Origin of the sequence: Lapillicoccus sp. (assembly GCF_039935575.1) — a bacterium.
Lineage (GTDB): Bacteria > Actinomycetota > Actinomycetes > Actinomycetales > Dermatophilaceae > Lapillicoccus.
Genome location: NZ_JBDTKA010000086.1, coordinates 40,713 through 57,132, shown reverse-complemented (window position 1 = coordinate 57,132; position 16,420 = coordinate 40,713). Strand labels below are relative to the sequence as shown.

The window sequence follows — 16,420 nt, the reverse complement described above, 5'->3', positions numbered from 1 at the left end:
GGTAGCATGGTCGCCGCCCGACCGCCACGGCACGAACGCAGCACCATCGTGTGGCGCTTGGTGGGTGTAGCTCAGCTGGTAGAGCACCTGGTTGTGGTCCAGGGGGCCGCGGGTTCAAGTCCCGTCACTCACCCCGATGTGGCCTGCACGCCTCACGCGTGCAGGCCACACCCATGTGAGAGTCGTTCGAAAGAATCCGCAACCACAGCCGGTCTGCAAGCGGCTGTGTCAGGCCGGCGTCGGCCCGACGACGTGCTTTGCGGCGATCGACTTGGCCGTGACCGAGTCGGGTCCGGGCGGGGCCACGAACACGGCTTCACGGTAGTAGCGCAGCTCTGCGATCGACTCGCGGATGTCGGCCAGCGCGCGGTGGCCGCCGTTCTTGGCCGGCGCGTTGAAGTAGGCGCGCGGGTACCACCGCCTCGACAGCTCCTTGATCGAGCTCACGTCGACGATCCGGTAGTGCAGGTGGGCCTCAAGCTCGGGCATGTCCCTGGCCAGGAAACCGCGGTCGGTCCCGACGGTGTTGCCGCCGAGGGGCGCCTTGCGCGGCTCGGGCACCCAGGCGCGGATGTACTCCAGGACCTGGGCCTGCGCGTCGTCCATCGTCGTGCCCGACGCCAGCTGGTCGAGCAGCCCGGACTTCGTGTGCATCTCGTGGACGAACGGGTCCATCTGCGTCAACGCCGCGTCCGGCGGCCGGATGACGACGTCGACACCGTCACCGAGCTGGTTCAGCTCGAAGTCGGTGACCAGCGCGGCCACCTCGATCAGGGCGTCCGCGGTCAGTGAGAGACCGGTCATCTCGCAGTCGATCCAGACGATCCGGTCCGCGGAGGCACGGTCGCTGGTGGGAGACACGGAATCCACCTTAGCCTGAATCCACCGATGGGTGGGGTAGGTGAACTCGTCGCAACGAGAGAATGTCCTTGCGGGGCAGGAGAATTGGGCTTACGCCGGTCCGATTCACAGGCTCCCGGAAGGGCATCTCGTAGATGCAACTCTCTCATATCCACCCGGTCACTTCGGCGGTGTTCGATGACCCGAACCTGGTGTCGGCTGCGGGGCTGGTCCCGCTGGTCAAGCTCGCCCAGACGGCCGGGCTGACGGATCTGGCTCAAGACCGGCTCACAGTCCCCACGAACAAGCGCGCGAACGCCGGGTTGAAGGTGCTACAAGACCCACCGCTGGCAGGCGGTCTGAGTTCCCGCCGGCGTTCACGCCCATCACCGCATCGACCGGTTGCGTCGAGCCCGGATACACCGGCGACCCGCGACGGCGCCGATCCTTAACCGGGACGGGCATCGTGATGTCTGACCGTCTCCCCACCATCCACGCCCGGGACCACCACCGCGTGTCGACCAGGCGGACGCCAGAACCCATCCACGGTCGTCGGCCTCCCGGACGCGCCGCCAACCAGCCGAGCCCGAAGGACACCCGCCCGCACCCCGATGGGGGCGAATCGAGTTGAACAACCACCCCAACGTCCAAGGGACGGTCGCTGCGTGCCTGCAACACCCTGGATGGATTTTCACCTAACCTGGCCCTCCAACCGCGGCACATCATGACCGCCCGCCCGCTCCCAGGAACACGGTGCCGACACTCCCTCACCCCAGCACCCGTCAGGCGCGCCCATCGGGACGCGGTCCCGGCCGCCGCGCGGGCCGCCGACGCCGCACGATCCTCATCGGCTCAGCTGTAGCCGTCGCTCTCGTCCTCGGCTACGCCCTCTTCCAGTACGTCAGCCTGACCACCGGGATCACCCGTTCCGACATCCTCGGCAGCGGATCCCCAAACGGGGCCAACATCCTGGTCATGGGCCTCGACAGCCGAGTCGATGAGAACGGAGACCCCCTGCCGAAGGACATCTACGACGCGCTCCATGCGGGCGACCAAACCAACGGCGGGCTGAACGCCAACGTCCTGATGCTGGTGCACCTGCCAGTCGACGGGTCGAAGGCCACCGAGATCTCCATTCCGCGCGACGACTATGTCGATCTGGCCGGCTGCCCCGACGGACAATGCAAGGGAAAGATCAAGCAGGCCTACGGCCTGGCGTTCGCCGCAGCAGCCACCAGTCTCGTCAAGGACAACTCCCTGACCCAGACCCAACGGCAACAGAAACAACGCGACGCCGGTCGGACGGCCGAGATCGCTACCGTGAAGGCCTTCCTCGGCGCAGTACCCATCGACCACTTCGTCGAGGTCACCATGGTCGCCTTTTACCAGCTGGCACAGGTCGTGCAACCCATTACCGTCTGCGTCGCCCAAGACACCCAAGACCCCTACTCCGGCGCCGACTTCCATGCCGGCACCCAGCAGATCAACGCAGCCCAAGCGCTCGCCTTCGTCCGGCAGCGACGAGATGAGCAGCACCCGCATCTGAACTTCACGGACCTAGACCGGGAACGACGCCAGCAGGCGTTTATCGCCTCGTTGACGACCCAGCTCAAGAAGGCCGGCACGCTGGCCAACCCGGCGACGCTGTCCGGGATTCTCGCAGTGGCCCGGCAGAACATCGCTGTAGATGGCGGTTTGGACCTGCTCAGTCTCGCGGAGCAGGCCTCACACATGGCCGGCGGCAACGTCACCTACTACACGCTGCCGGTCGACCACTTCGGCAAAGACCCCTTGGGCGAAGACGTCAACGTCGTCAACGTCCCTCGAATACAAGCGACTGTCGCAGCCCTGCTCGGCACTACCGCCGCGTCCGCGACGGCGACGCCGAGCGACCCGGTACCTCCGGCGAAACCCACCGCCGCACCCGCGAGCCAAGTCAAGACGGTCGACATCGTCAACTCCTCAGGACGCCCCGGACTGGGCAGCCAACTGGGTCGCGCCCTGCGGCGGATGGGATACCCGCCGGGGGCCACAACCACCGGAGCCGGGCACGCCGCGGTCACCACGATCCTCTATCCGCCGGGTGGGCTCAGTTCCGCTGACCAGCTCACGGCCGCACTGCCCGGCACCGCCGCCGCCCCTTCGGCTACGCTCTCCCCCGGAACGTTGCGGATCGTTCTGGGTGCCGACTTTGCCCTCCCCGCGGCGCCGGGCGGCGTTGCCACAGCGGCTAGCCCCAGCGGCGACACCGGCGGTGGCGTCGCAGCTACCGCCGTGCCGATCACGGCGGCGGGCGCCGCACCTCCGCCTGACGCGATGTCCGCCCTCTCCGGGGAAGGAGTGCCGTGCGTGAAATGACCGGCCGCCTTGGCTCCCCCTACCAGGGGGCAGCCGACCTGCTACCGGCGAGCACGCTCGGCCCCTGTCCACGGTGGCCGACCGGCGGTGGCGCACGTTGACCCCGGAACCAGCCACCCCCGGGCCAACAGCGGCGGCCAAACCCGCGCTAGGTGCGAGCTTGCCCCCACCAGGATTCGGTGCGCACCGGCCTGGGTGGCTGACCCCGCACACCGGTGAGAACCGGATCTCGGTGGCCGCCGCGATCGTCGTCGCTGCTGCGCTGCAGCTGCTGTTGCCCAGCCAGTTCACCCTGCTACCGGTGCGCTGGCTGTTGCCTGCCCTGGAGCTGCTGCTCCTGGCCACCCTGATCGCCTTGAACCCGGTGCGACTCTCCCGCCACTCCCTCACCGGGCGACGGTTGAGCCTGCTCCTGGTCGCCCTGATCTCCCTGGACAACGCCGCCAGCGCGGTCCTGCTGGACACCCAGCTCATCACCGGCACCGCGGGCGACCAAGCAGGACCGCTGCTAGCCGCAGCCGCGGCCATTTACCTGACCAACGTCATCGCCTTCGGGATCTGGTACTGGGAGCTCGATCGCGGTGGGCCGTTCGCGCGAGCCGCAGCACCACGACCGTTCCCCGACTTCCTGTTCCCCCAGATGAGCGGACCACACCTGGCCGACCCGACCTGGCGTCCCCACTTCGGGGACTACCTCTACACCAGCTTCACCAACGCCACGGCCTTCTCCCCGACCGACACGATGCCACTGACCCGGTGGGCCAAAGCTCTGATGGCCCTTCAAAGCGTCATCGCCCTGTCCACCACCGCCCTGGTCATCGCGCGAGCCGTCAACATCCTCAAATAGTCCCTCGGGCAGCGTCGAGGGGGTTGCCGGCCCGGGGCGCACCTCCCGAGATCGGTTGCCGTCAGCCAGCGACACCGCCCTGCTGCGACAGGACGCCCATGAAATCTCGCACCTCCCGTGAGCTTCAGCGCCTCACGGCGCACGTGGATTGAGGCTCGAGCCCAGTCTCGACTAACCTGCCGAACATGTCGTTCGGCACCGCGCGCCCGAACCAGCCGATGCCGAACCCGAGACCCTCGGTGCCGAACCCGACGAGCCGGCCCCGGTTGCGCAACATCGTCATCTACGGCGTCATGACCACCGGGTTCCTCCTCGCCGCAGCGGTACTCGCTCTCGAGTTCGAGACCGGCCTCGGCATACAAGTCACTTTGCTCGCCGCGTTGTTCGCAGCCCTTCCCCTGTTGGTCGTCGTCCCGACCTTCCTCTGGCTGGACCGCTACGAGGCCGAACCGACCCGGATACTCGTCTTCGCGTTCGCCTGGGGCGCCGTCGCGGCTGCAGCGGGAGCCCTGGTCATCAACACCGGTTTCGCGCTGGCCATGCGGCTCGCCGGCACCGGGGACTCGGACGTCCTGGCCGCGGTGGTGAGCGCACCCTTCGTGGAGGAGGGGCTCAAGGGTCTCGGCATCCTGCTCATCGTGCTGCTGCGGCGTCGCGAGTTCGACGGTGTGGTCGACGGGATCGTCTACGCCGGGATGATCGGCGCGGGGTTCGCGTTCAGCGAGAACATCCTCTACCTCGGACGCACCTTCGTGGACTACGGCCAGCAGGGCCTCACCGAGCTGTTCGTCCTGCGCTGCATCTTGGGCCCGTTCGCGCACCCGTTCTTCACGGCCATGACCGGCATCGGGCTCGGGCTCGCGGTGACGGTGGTCCGCCGCGGCTGGCTACGGGTGCTCGTCGGGATCGCCGGCTATGTCACCGCCGCCTTGCTCCATGGTGTCTGGAACCTGTCCGCCGCCACGGGCAACCTGATCGGCGTGTACCTGGTGATCCAGGTGCCGCTGTTCCTCGGGTTCCTCGGTTTGATCCTCGGCCTGCGGCTGCGGGAGGGCCGGCTGGTACGCGTCTACCTGAGCCAGTACGCCGACGCCGGCTGGCTGAGCCACCCGGAGGTCGCGATGCTTTCGTCGTTGCCGGCGCGGCGTCAGGCCCGGATGTGGGCCAGCGGGCTGGGGGGCCGCCCCGCACTCGCATCCATGCGGGGCTTCCAGGACAGCGCCAGCGACCTCGCTCTCCTGCGCTCGCGTATGGTCCGCGGGACCGCCGAGCGCGACGCGGTCGCGCACGAGCGCCTCCTGCTCGACTCCCTGGTGACCTGCCGACAGCGGTTCCTGGTCGGCGCCCAACCGTGACACGGACCGACCGCAGCCCGTATGCCTTCGGCCTGGCGACAGGCATACCGCACCTCGCCGGACACCTACAATGAGGCCCCGGCGCCCTCGTAGCACAACGGATAGTGCAGCGGCCTTCTAATCCGCAGGTTGCAGGTTCGAGTCCTGCCGGGGGCACAGGGCATCCGGAGCAGGACAACAACGGCGCACCGGCCGAAACCGGCCGGGGACGCGCCGACGCCTGTGCTTGGGGCGCAGGTCGAGCAGTTGGGAGAATCACCGCGTGACCGTGACCGCCGACCCGGCGACGCGTGACCTGCTGCCCGCGGTGACGTCCCTACGTGACGAGGTGGCGGCCACCACGCTGCCCTTCGACCTGCCCGGGGTGAGCGCCGCCGAAGGTGGCCGCACCGAGCTGCTGCATCAGCTCGACGACTACATCCTGCCCCGGCTCTCCTCACTGGACGCGCCCCTCTTGGCGGTCGTCGGCGGCTCGACTGGTTCGGGCAAGTCGACGTTGGTCAACTCGGTTCTCGGGCAGGTCGTGACCGCGCCCGGAGTGCTGCGGCCCACGACGCGCTCGCCGGTGCTCGTGCACCACCCGAGCGACGCGCGCTGGTTCACCGAGGAGCGCATCCTTCCCGAGCTGGCCCGGTCCTTCGGCGGGAGCCTGGACGAGTCGGCGGTCGACGGCGAAGCGACCGTACGCCTGGCCACCTCTTCCGCCCTCCCTGCCGGGATGGCGCTCCTCGACGCGCCCGACATCGACTCCGTTGTGCTGCGCAACCGTGAGCTGGCGCGGCAGCTGCTCGGGGCCGCAGACCTGTGGCTGTTCGTCACCACCGCTGCCCGCTACGCCGACGCCGTCCCGTGGGACCTGCTGCGTCAGGCCTCGGAGCGCGGCACCGCGGTCGCGGTCGTGCTCAACCGGGTGCCCAAGGAAGCGGTGGGCGTGATCCGCGAGCACCTCGGGTCGATGCTCAAGGAACAGGGACTCGGGTCGGCCCCCGTCTTCACGATCGCGGAGTCGACCCTCGACCCTGGCGGTCTGATCCCGCCCGACCAGATCGCCCGGCTGCAGTCCTGGCTGACCGCGCTCGCCAAGGACGGCCGCGCCCGCGCCCTCGTGGTGCGCCAGACCCTCACTGGCGCCCTCGACTCGCTCGACGGCCGGATCACGGCTCTGGTCGACGCGTCGTCCGCCCAGCTCGCCGCGTCCGGCGAGCTCGACAAGGCAGCGCGGCAGGCATACGCGGAAGCCACCGAGGGGGTCTCGCACGGCATGACGGACGGTTCGCTGCTGCGCGGGGAGGTGCTGGCCCGGTGGCAGGAGTTCGTCGGCACGGGTGAGTTCTTCCGGCAGGTCGAGACGACGGTGTCCCGGGTGCGCGACCGGATCGTCGCCTCCGTCAGGGGAGCTCCGGCCCCATCCGGGCACCTCGACGAGGCCCTACACAGCGGGGTTGCCGAGCTGGTCCGCGCCGAAGGCCGGGGCGCCGCCTCCGGCACGTCACGTTCGTGGCGCGCGCTCGCGGGTGGGGCGACGCTGCTTCAGCAGCACCCGAACCTGACGCGGGTGTCCCCCGAGTTCGACCAGACGGTCGCGTCCTTGGTCCACGACTGGCAGGGGGACGTGCTCGACCTGGTCCGTCACGAGGGCAAGGACCGACGCACGACGGCCAAGGTGACCGCATACGGGGTGAACGCCGTCGGCACAGTCCTGATGCTGGTCACCTTCGCCTACACCGGCGGCATCACCGGCGCTGAGGTGGGCATCGCGGGAGGCACGGCGGTCCTCGGGCAGAAGCTGCTCGAGGCAATTTTCGGCGACCAGGCGGTCCGGACGATGGCGGCCAAGGCCAAGGAGGCGCTGCTGGACCGCGCCGAGGCCGCGTTCGCCGCCGAGGAGGCGCGCTTCACCGGCGCCGTCGGTTCGGTGGGGCTGCGCTCCGACCAGGCGCGGTCCCTGACCGCCGCCGCCAGATCCGTGAAGGCGGCCCGATGAGCCCGCTGCTCATGGGGCGGCGCCGGGTCGCCGCCCCGGACAGCCAGACCGTCGCCGGCCAAGCACGCGCCTTGCGGGCGGCCATCGAGGCCGGCGGCAATCAGCTCGACCGGGTCGAGGTCGTTCGTGCGGGTCGCACGATCGAGAAGGTCGAGCAGCGCAGCGCCCTCGCCGGTGACCACACGGTGGTCGCGCTCGCGGGGGCGACCGGCAGTGGGAAGTCGTCGATCTTCAACGCGGTCGCCGGGGCGGGTATCGCCGAGATCGGGGCGCGTCGACCCACGACGTCGACGCCAACCGCTGCTGTCTGGGGGGACTCCTCCGCCGGGGTGCTGCTCGACTGGCTCGGCGTGAGTCGGCGGCACGGTGTCGCCCCGGTCGCCCCGGTCGCCTCGGTCGCCTCGGTCGCGCCCGACTCGTCGGGGGAGGAGGGCACCCTCGACGGACTCGTACTGCTGGACCTGCCGGACTTCGACTCACGCGACCTCTCCCATCGCCACGAGGCAGAGCGGATCCTCGAGCTGTGTGACGTGTTCGTCTGGGTGACCGACCCTCAGAAGTACGCCGACGCGCTGCTCCACGACGACTTCGTGAGGAACCTCGCTGGCCATGCCTCGGTCATGCTCGTCGTCCTCAACCAGGCGGACCGGTTGGACGACGCCGGGCTGGCGGCCTGTCGCGCCGACCTGGCCCGGCTCTTCGCGGCCGACGGCGTCCACGACGTCTCGGTCCTGGCGACCTCCGTCCTCACCGGACAGGGCATCGACGAGCTGCGCCAACGGTTGGCGAACGCCGTCGCCGGTCACGAGGCGTCGCGGCACCGGCTGGCCGCGGACCTGCGCGCCAGCGCGGCCCGGTTGCGCCGCGGGGTCGGCGACGCCGAGCCCACCATCGACACCGATGCCGACGACCGGCTCGTCGACGCGCTGTGCCGGGCATCCGGGGTGCCCGTCGTGCTTGACGCCGTCGAGGAGGACTACCGCCGCGAGGCGTTGGGCCGGGCCGGGTGGGTGTTCACCCGGTGGGGTCGCAAGATGCGCCCCGACCCGCTCGGCCGGCTCCGCCTCGACAAGCGCTCGACCGTCCTCGACACCGTGGACCCGCTGGACGTGCGTCATGTGCTCGGCAGGTCGTCGATCCCCGCGCCCACCGCCTCCGCTCGCTCGGCCGTCAAGCTGGCCGCGCTCGAGCTGACCGAACGCGGCTCCGACGGCCTGCCCATCCTGTGGTCCGAGGCCGTCTCCGACGCTGCGGCCCCGACGGACCGACGCCTCTACGAGGACCTCGACCGGGCCGTGGTCAGCACCTCCCTGCGCGGCAACCCGCCGGCGTGGTGGCGCGTGATGGGGTGGGTGCAGTGGGTGACCGGGCTCGCCACCGTCGCGGGGGCCGTCTGGCTGACGGTGCTGGGCGTCATCGGCTGGCTCCAGCTGCCGCAGATCGACACCCCGAAGCTCGGCTCGCTGCCCGTGCCGTTCCTGCTGTTCGGCGGCGGGCTCGTCCTCGGGCTGCTCGCCGCCTGGTTGGCTCGTTCGCTCGCCCGCGTCGGGGCCAGGCGTCGCCGGACGGTGGTCGGCGCCCGGCTGCGGGACGCGGTGGGCGGGGTGGCCACCCAGCGCCTGGTCGTCCCCGTGGTCGACGTCCTGGACCGGCACCGCACCACGCGGTCGAACCTCGATGAGGCCGCGCGTACCTGAGGGTCGTCCACACCCCGTGACCGTCTCGTCCCACGATCCACAGGGCTGGCGACGGCGCTGGTATGCCTGTCCACCGGCCTGCAGGGTTGGTCCCACGCCGGGCGCGGAGCCCGGGACAACAGTGGACCAGTCAAGGTGGGAGTCAGGCATGAACGAGAGCTTCGTGACCGTCGTCGGCAACGTGGTGGCGGACCCGGTGACGCGACCGACCAAGGCGGGCCGGCCATTCGCCAGCCTGCGAGTGGCGTCGACGACCAGGCGGTGGGACCTCGAGACGCGCGCCTTCATCGACGGGAACACCAACTATGTCAACGTGGCGGCCTTCAACGCGCTCGCGGCCAACGTGATGGCGAGCGTCCGACGCGGCCATCCCGTGGTGGTCTACGGGCGGCTGCGCGTCAACCAGTGGCAGAACGACAAGGGGGAGCCGCGCACCTCCGTCGAGATCGATGCCTACACGATCGGACACGACCTCAGCCGGGGGCAGTCGTTGTTCACCAAGCCGGACCGGGTCCAGCTCGACACCAACGACCGGCTCGCCGACCAGGCCATCCAGGAGTCGTTCGACGAGCCACGCAGCGGCTCGGACGAGGTGGGTGGCCAGGCGGACGAACGCCTCGTTGGGCTGAGCGAGCCGGGGCGCGGGTTCACCCGGCGTGAGCAGGACGCCGACACGGATGCCTACGAGGTGGTGGGCGCAGGCTGAGTCGACGGGCGATTGGGAGGGGTGGGGCACCCGCGGATAGCCTTCTGGCATGCCCGAGTTCATCTACACCATGACCAAGGCGCGCAAGGCGCACAACGAGAAGGTCATCCTCGACGACGTAACCATGTCGTTCTACCCGGGTGCCAAGATCGGCGTCGTCGGCCCGAACGGCGCCGGCAAGTCGACCATCCTCAAGATCATGGCCGGGCTCGACCAGCCCTCCAACGGCGAGGCCCGCCTGGCTCCCGGGGCGACGGTGGGGATCCTGCTGCAGGAGCCGCCGCTAAACGAGTCCAAGACCGTCCTCGGCAACGTCGAGGAGGGCGCCGGGGAGATCAAGGCGAAGCTCGACCGCTACAACCAGATCTCCGAGGAGATGGGGGATCCGGACGCCGACTACGACGCGCTGCTCGCCGAGATGGGCACCCTCCAGGAAGACATCGACCACGCCGACGCCTGGGACCTCGACGCACAGCTCGAGCAGGCCATGGACGCCCTGCGCTGCCCGCCGCCGGACGCCGACGTCACCGTGCTGTCCGGTGGCGAGCGCCGCCGGGTCGCCCTGTGCAAGCTGCTCCTGCAAAAACCCGACCTGCTGCTGCTGGACGAGCCCACCAACCACCTCGACGCCGAGTCGGTGCAATGGCTCGAGCAGCACCTCGCGGGCTATGCCGGCGCCGTCCTGGCCGTCACCCACGACAGGTACTTCCTCGACAACGTCGCACAGTGGATCGCCGAGGTCGACCGTGGCCGGCTCTACCCCTACGAGGGCAACTACTCGACCTACCTGGAGAAGAAGGCCGCCCGCCTCCAGGTGCAGGGCAAGAAGGACGCCAAGCTCGCCAAGCGACTGAGGGACGAGCTCGAGTGGGTCCGTTCCAGCGCCAAGGGACGCCAGACCAAGTCCAAGGCGCGCCTGCAGCGCTACGAAGAGATGGCAGCGGAGGCCGACCGGACCCGAAAGCTGGACTTCGACGAGATCGCGATCCCGCCGGGTCCCCGCTTGGGTTCGACGGTCATCGAGGTCAAGGACCTCAAGAAAGGGTTCGGCGACCGTGTCCTCATCGACAACCTGTCGTTCTCGTTGCCCCGCAACGGGATCGTCGGGGTCATCGGTCCCAACGGTGTCGGCAAGACGACGTTGTTCAAGACGATCGTCGGCCTCGAGGAGCCGGACGAGGGGGCGGTCAAGGTCGGCGAGACGGTGAACATCTCCTACGTCGACCAGGCTCGCGCCGGTCTCGACCCGAAGAAGAACCTCTGGGAGACCGTCAGCGACGGCCTGGACTTCATCAAGGTGGGCAACGTCGAGATCCCGTCACGGGCCTACGTCTCACAGTTCGGGTTCAAGGGGCCGGACCAGCAGAAGCCCACCGGGGTGCTTTCCGGAGGGGAGCGCAACCGGCTCAACCTAGCGCTCACCCTCAAGCAGGGCGGCAACCTGCTGCTGCTCGACGAGCCCACCAACGACCTGGACGTCGAGACGCTCGGCTCGCTGGAGAACGCGTTGCTCGAGTTCCCTGGCTGCGCAGTGGTCATCAGCCACGACAGGTGGTTCCTGGACCGCGTGGCGACGCACATCCTGTCCTACGAGGGGACCGAGGAGAACCCGTCGAGCTGGTACTGGTTCGAGGGAAACTACGCCTCCTACGAGACCAACAAGCTCGAGCGCCTCGGAGCCGACGCCGCCCGCCCGCACCGAGTCACCTACCGCAAGCTCACCCGCGACTGAAACCGGCGACTGAACCTGTTCGGAATCGGGGGGACGTCGCAAGGAAAATGACGCACACTTGAGATGTGGACGTCCGGCTCGTCCTGCTGATCGCGGTTGTCGCCATCGTGGCGGGCCTCCGCTGGCGCCGTCGCGCCCCCACGGAACGGGCACCGCAGGACGCCACCCGTGCGCAACCGGTCCGACCAGAGCGGCCGGCCGCCCAGACGCACCAGCCAGCAGTCGACGGCGACGAGCACCTCGACGTCGAGCTGGAAGAGGCTCTCGACCGGGTCTGGCACGAGCACTCGCGAGGTGCGGACCTGCTCCTCGACGCACGGCTGAGGCTGCTCGTAGATCGCGGGGTGCCCGTGCGGGCGCTGCGACCGGCGCCCGGTGGGCGGGCGATCAGGGTGGTGTTCGGCGACGGCACTGTCTTGCTGTCGCGTGGGACGGGACAGGGCGACTTCGGTCGGCTCGCGCTGGCGCTGCTCACCCAGTCCGTGCGGCTGGGTGGATACTCCCGGGCGGAAGGCCGCACGACGCTCGAGTTCCGCTGGAACCCCGACCACCGGCTCGCCGCCGTCGCGGTCGGTCTCGACCAGCCAGACTGACCCTCGGACTGCACGCCCGAGGGTCGGTCGACCTACGACCCGGGTACCCGACGGTCGGCGCCGAGCAGGCGCAACCCGAGTGAGGCATACCGGGAGCCGATGTCCGACGCGGTGAGCCGCCCACGGGGCGAGTACCACCGGGCCACGTCGATGCACAGCGACAACAGCGCCAAGACGGTTTCGCGGACGTCGTCGACGACGAACTCCCCGCCTGTCACACCGTCCTCCACCACGGCCTGCACCTTCGCGTGGAGCTCGCGACGCAGAGCCACGACCTCGGCGTAGTGCCCGGGACTGAGGTGCGGGAACTCGTACTGCACGACTCGGGCCACCTCGTGGTGCTCCGCGTGCCAGGCCGCGAAGTCCGACATCAACCTCGTCAACCGAAGGGTGGGCGTCGGCGGCTCGGTCAGCGCGCGGCTGACCAGGTCCAGCGCAGCCTCGTGCCCCGCGAGGCTCAAGGCGTGCAGCAACGCCTCTTTGGAGGCGAAGTGGACGTAGACACCCGCGGGTGACAGCCCGGCGCGCGAGGCAATGTCTCGGGTCGTCGTGGCGTGGAAACCCTTGTCGGCGAACGCTCTCGCGCCAGCGTCGAGGAGCCGGTCCACGGTGGCGACTCTGTCAGCTCTGCCGGGCTCGCAGATCTCGGTAGATGTCGGTAGCGCCACGTTGACAGCATGCCGCACGTCGGAGACACTAAGCAAGCGCTTAGTTACCAGGTGGTAACCCGAGGGAAAGACGGTCAGCACATGCCCCGCAACATCTACGACCAGGACCACGAGGACTTCCGGGCGACGGTCCGCGAGTTCGTCGAGCGGACCCTGAAGCCGCGCGCCGAGGAGATGATTGAGACTCACTCGATCCCCCGCGAGCTCTGGCAGGAGGCCGGCAAGCAGGGTCTGTTCGGCCTCGACATCCCCGAGGAGCTGGGTGGCGTAGGCGCAAACGACTACCGGTTCAACGCGATCGCCGCCGAGGAGGTCGCTGCCTTCAACGCCGCCGTCTCGTCGTGCTTCGGCATCCACTCCGACGTCTGCCCGCCCTACCTCGTCGACCTCGGCACCGAGGAGCAGAAACAGCGCTGGCTGCCGGGCATGGCAGCGGGCGAGCTGATCTGCGCCATCGCCATGACCGAGCCGTCTGGTGGCTCCGACCTCGCGGCCCTCAAGACCACCGCCGTCCGGGCAGCCGACGGGTCTGACGACTGGATCGTCAACGGCAGCAAGACGTTCATCACCAACGGCTACGAGGCCGACCTCGTCATCGTGGCGACTCGCACCGATGCCAGCAAGGGTGCCAAAGGCATCACCTTGTTCATGCTCGAGGACGGGATGCCCGGCTTCAACCGGGGACGCAAGCTCGACAAGGTCGGTCAGGTCGAGTCGGACACGGCGGAGCTGTTCTTCGAGGACGTACGGGTGTCGGATGCCAACCGGATCGGCGACGAGGGCATGGGCTTCATCGCCATGATGCAGCGGCTCCCGCAGGAGCGGGTCGGTGCGGCCGTCTCCAACGTCTCGCACGCCGCGCAGATCCTGCGCGAGACGATCGACTACGCCAAGGAGCGCAAGGCGTTCGGCCAACCGATCGGCACGTTCCAGCACAACAAGTTCAAGATCGCCGAGCTGGTCACCAAGATCGAGGTCACGCAGGCCTACGTCGACGACTGCGTCCTCGCGCACTCCCAGCGCACGCTCACTGCGGTGGACGCCGCGAAAGCCAAATGGTGGAGCGCCCAGGTCCAGAACGACGTGCTCGACGAGTGCGTCCAGCTCTACGGCGGCTACGGCTTCATGAACGAGTACCGCGTGGCCCGTGCCTGGCGTGACGCCCGCGTCACAAAGATCTGGGCCGGCTCCAACGAGATCATGAAGGAGCTCATCGGCCGTGACCTCGGCCTCTGAGCGAGCCCAGACGCGAGCCCAGACGCGAGCCCAGACGCATACCGGCGTCAGTCCTTGGGGCCGCCGGCGACGTAGATGACCTGGCCGCTGACGAACCCCGCCTCGTCACTGGTGAGGAACGAGATGGTCGCCGCGATGTCCTCGGGCTGGCCGACGCGTTGCACAGGAATCTCCTTGGCAGAGAACGCGACGAAGTCTTCGAACGGCACTCCGAGGCGCTCGGCCGTGGCGCGCGTCATGTCCGTCTGGATGAACCCCGGAGCCACGGCGTTCGCCGTCACGCCGAACTTGCCGAGCTCGATAGCGAGCGTCTTGGTGAAGCCCTGTAGGCCCGCCTTGGCCGCCGCGTAGTTGACCTGTCCGCGGTTGCCGAGTGCGGACGTCGAGGACAGGTTGACGATCCGGCCGAACTTCTCGGCGGTCATGTGACCCTGCACCGCTCTTGTCATGAGGAACGCGCCGCGCAGGTGGACGCCGAGGACGGAGTCCCAGTCCTGCTCGGTCATCTTGAAGATCAGGTTGTCCCGGGTGATCCCGGCGTTGTTCACGAGGATCGTTGGGGCGCCCAGCGCCTCGACGACCTGCTCCACGGCGGCGGCGACCTGGTCCGCATCGGCGACGTCGACGCCTACACCGACGGCCTGGCCCCCGGCGTCCGTGATCGCGCCGACGGTGTCGGCGCACGAGGCGGCGTCGAGGTCGAGGACACCGACCTGGTGGCCGTCGGCGGCCAGCCGTTTCGCGGTCGCGGCCCCGATCCCGCGGGCGGCTCCGGTGACGATGGCAGTACGCGGGGTGGTTGGCACGGGGACTCCTGGGGCGTGGGGGGACACGGGTTCACTGCAATGCGGGGCGGGAGCCGGTGTGCCTCCCGTGCGCTGTCGAGTCTACGGAGCCTGGCTCGCGAGCAGGTCAGACCGTCGGGTCAGGCCGTGGGGTCAGACCGTCGGGTCAGATCGCGACTCAGACCAGAGCAGCCGCGACGACGGCGGCGAGCTCGGTTCGCGTCGGACCGGGCGCATATGCCGGTCGCCAGCCGGTCTCGTAGACCGCGCGTGCGAGCGGCTGAACCGGGTCCAATGACGACGGCAACGCGGTCATCATCACGTAAGGCCCCAGAACGGGGGTGATGCGCGGGTCGACCTCTGCGGCGGCCATCACGAGGTCCGACGGGATCCGCGAGCTGAGGTCCAGGTCCTCGCCTGCCCATCGGCGGCGCAGCGAGCTGTCCATCAGATCGTGGTCCTCGACCCAGGGCCGCATGTGAGCCTCACACCACGCGTCGAACTCCTCACCCACGCCCGTCAGCTGGTCGGCCGTGGGGGTCCCGGCCGGGTCGAGTGCTTCGTCCACGAACCTCAGCAGCGCGTCGACCTGCATCATGCTGGTGGCCAGCCCACGGCCGAAGTTGGGAGTCGTCGTGCAGACGCTGTCGCCCACGAATACGAGACCGGGAAGTGCGAGCTCCCCGGTTGCGGAGCGTTGGCTGCGGAACGCGTTGATGAGGCTGCCGCCTGGAAGGACCCCGGTGACTGGCACCGAGCGAAGGGGGTCGGTCCACTCGGCGAGTCCGGGTATGGCCCGGCACGCGGCGACGAAAGCGGGCTCGTGACGCAGGCCGACGAGGTCGCGTCCATCGCTGGGACGCACAATCAGCACGGAGAAGATCCCGAGCTCGTGCGGGAACACGATGCATTGATAGCCCTCCAGATTCGCCTGCCAGGCCAACGGGTTGACGAGCGGACCGGGCTCCGCTCCAGGCAGGAGCTGATACTGGCGGTCGACGTAGGCAATCCCGCAGGCCCCCCCCGCACCCTGGGGCGCTCGGCGTTGCCGGTTGACCCGCCCGGACCGACCCGACGCGTCGACGACGAGATCGGCATCGACGATCTGGCCGTCGGCGACCACCCCGGACGCCCGGACGCCGGCGCGGGAGTGGCCGGCGGACTCCCGTTCGGTAACGGCGTCGACGTGGGCGGCGAGGTAGGTGACCCTCGGGACTGCCAGCACGGCGGCCCGCAGGACTTGCTCGAACGTACTGCGCCGGCATCCCAGTCCTGCCTCGACCTCGGTGCCGTCGGGAAGGTTGAAGGAGAGGCTTTCGGCACCGGCGTCGGCCAATCGACTGTCGACACCGGGAACTTCTCGACGCACGGTTCGGACCGCCTGTGGCCGGACCGCGTGGGCATGGTGAAACTGCATGACGCCCTTGCGCGCCCAGGTCCCTCCCTCTGGGGGTCCTGGGTCGCGGTCCACGAGGGTGACGTCGGAGCCCCGCCTGGCCAGCGCTGCAGCGAGGACGAGTCCGACCGGTCCGGCGCCGATGACCGCAACCTTCATGTCGTTCTCGTCCCGCTCGCACACACGTCACTCACAGTGACAGAGGAGTAGGTGTTGCCCGTGC

13 protein-coding genes, 2 tRNA genes and 1 pseudogene are annotated in these 16,420 nt (G+C 69.2%); 12 read left to right on the top strand and 4 right to left on the bottom strand.

Going from position 1 to position 16,420, the window contains the following annotated elements:
- The first annotated feature begins 60 nt into the window (after positions 1 to 60).
- A tRNA-His gene (locus ABI385_RS11230) sits at positions 61 to 133 on the top strand.
- A 95-nt stretch (positions 134 to 228) separates the two neighbouring features.
- Here ABI385_RS11230 and orn read toward each other — a convergent pair.
- A complete protein-coding gene (gene orn / locus ABI385_RS11225) occupies positions 229 to 861 on the bottom strand; it encodes an oligoribonuclease (protein WP_348103838.1) in 633 nt (210 codons plus the stop codon).
- A gap of 134 nt (positions 862 to 995) precedes the next feature.
- Here orn and ABI385_RS11220 point away from each other — a divergent pair.
- The 10 genes and pseudogenes from ABI385_RS11220 to ABI385_RS11175 all read left to right on the top strand — a co-directional run.
- Positions 996 to 1,172, top strand: a pseudogene (locus ABI385_RS11220) (IS1380 family transposase); the annotation flags it as partial.
- A gap of 421 nt (positions 1,173 to 1,593) precedes the next feature.
- A complete protein-coding gene (locus ABI385_RS11215) occupies positions 1,594 to 3,198 on the top strand; it encodes an LCP family protein (RefSeq protein WP_348103837.1) in 1,605 nt (534 codons plus the stop codon).
- Positions 3,199 to 3,358: 160 nt separating this feature from the next.
- Entirely contained in the window at positions 3,359 to 4,045 is a 687-nt protein-coding gene (locus ABI385_RS11210) for a hypothetical protein (RefSeq protein ID WP_348103836.1), read from the top strand.
- Positions 4,046 to 4,230: 185 nt separating this feature from the next.
- Positions 4,231 to 5,400, top strand: a complete 1,170-nt coding sequence (locus tag ABI385_RS11205) for a PrsW family intramembrane metalloprotease (RefSeq protein WP_348103835.1) — start codon at positions 4,231 to 4,233, stop codon at positions 5,398 to 5,400.
- Between the two features lie 83 nt (positions 5,401 to 5,483).
- Positions 5,484 to 5,556 (top strand) — tRNA-Arg (locus ABI385_RS11200).
- A gap of 106 nt (positions 5,557 to 5,662) precedes the next feature.
- Positions 5,663 to 7,384 carry a GTPase domain-containing protein gene (locus ABI385_RS11195; protein ID WP_348103834.1) on the top strand — a complete coding sequence of 574 codons (1,722 nt, stop codon included), beginning with the start codon at positions 5,663 to 5,665 and terminating at the stop codon, positions 7,382 to 7,384.
- On the top strand, positions 7,381 to 9,081 hold the full coding sequence (locus ABI385_RS11190; protein WP_348103833.1) for a GTPase: 1,701 nt from the start codon (positions 7,381 to 7,383) through the stop codon (positions 9,079 to 9,081). The genes ABI385_RS11195 and ABI385_RS11190 overlap by 4 nt, the downstream gene beginning before the upstream one ends.
- Before the next feature lie 148 nt (positions 9,082 to 9,229).
- Positions 9,230 to 9,787, top strand: a complete 558-nt coding sequence (locus ABI385_RS11185) for a single-stranded DNA-binding protein (RefSeq protein ID WP_348103832.1) — start codon at positions 9,230 to 9,232, stop codon at positions 9,785 to 9,787.
- A gap of 49 nt (positions 9,788 to 9,836) precedes the next feature.
- The gene (gene ettA / locus ABI385_RS11180; RefSeq protein ID WP_348103831.1) at positions 9,837 to 11,519 is read left to right on the top strand and encodes an energy-dependent translational throttle protein EttA; all 1,683 of its coding nucleotides are present in this window, start codon (positions 9,837 to 9,839) and stop codon (positions 11,517 to 11,519) included.
- Between the two features lie 65 nt (positions 11,520 to 11,584).
- Positions 11,585 to 12,112 carry a hypothetical protein gene (locus ABI385_RS11175; protein ID WP_348103830.1) on the top strand — a complete coding sequence of 176 codons (528 nt, stop codon included), beginning with the start codon at positions 11,585 to 11,587 and terminating at the stop codon, positions 12,110 to 12,112.
- Positions 12,113 to 12,144: 32 nt separating this feature from the next.
- Here the strand turns inward: ABI385_RS11175 and ABI385_RS11170 are convergent, their stop codons facing one another.
- Positions 12,145 to 12,720, bottom strand: a complete 576-nt coding sequence (locus tag ABI385_RS11170) for a TetR/AcrR family transcriptional regulator (RefSeq protein WP_348103829.1) — start codon at positions 12,718 to 12,720, stop codon at positions 12,145 to 12,147.
- 141 nt (positions 12,721 to 12,861) lie between these two features.
- Between ABI385_RS11170 and ABI385_RS11165 the strand changes: the two genes are divergently transcribed.
- The gene (locus ABI385_RS11165; RefSeq protein WP_348103828.1) at positions 12,862 to 14,016 is read left to right on the top strand and encodes an acyl-CoA dehydrogenase family protein; all 1,155 of its coding nucleotides are present in this window, start codon (positions 12,862 to 12,864) and stop codon (positions 14,014 to 14,016) included.
- 47 nt (positions 14,017 to 14,063) lie between these two features.
- Here the strand turns inward: ABI385_RS11165 and fabG are convergent, their stop codons facing one another.
- Together fabG and ABI385_RS11155 are read right to left on the bottom strand one after the other, a co-directional pair.
- A complete protein-coding gene (gene fabG, locus ABI385_RS11160) occupies positions 14,064 to 14,822 on the bottom strand; it encodes a 3-oxoacyl-ACP reductase FabG (RefSeq protein ID WP_348103827.1) in 759 nt (252 codons plus the stop codon).
- Between the two features lie 157 nt (positions 14,823 to 14,979).
- Positions 14,980 to 16,356, bottom strand: a complete 1,377-nt coding sequence (locus ABI385_RS11155; RefSeq protein WP_348103826.1) for an FAD-dependent oxidoreductase — start codon at positions 16,354 to 16,356, stop codon at positions 14,980 to 14,982.
- Positions 16,357 to 16,420: the final 64 nt, after the last annotated feature.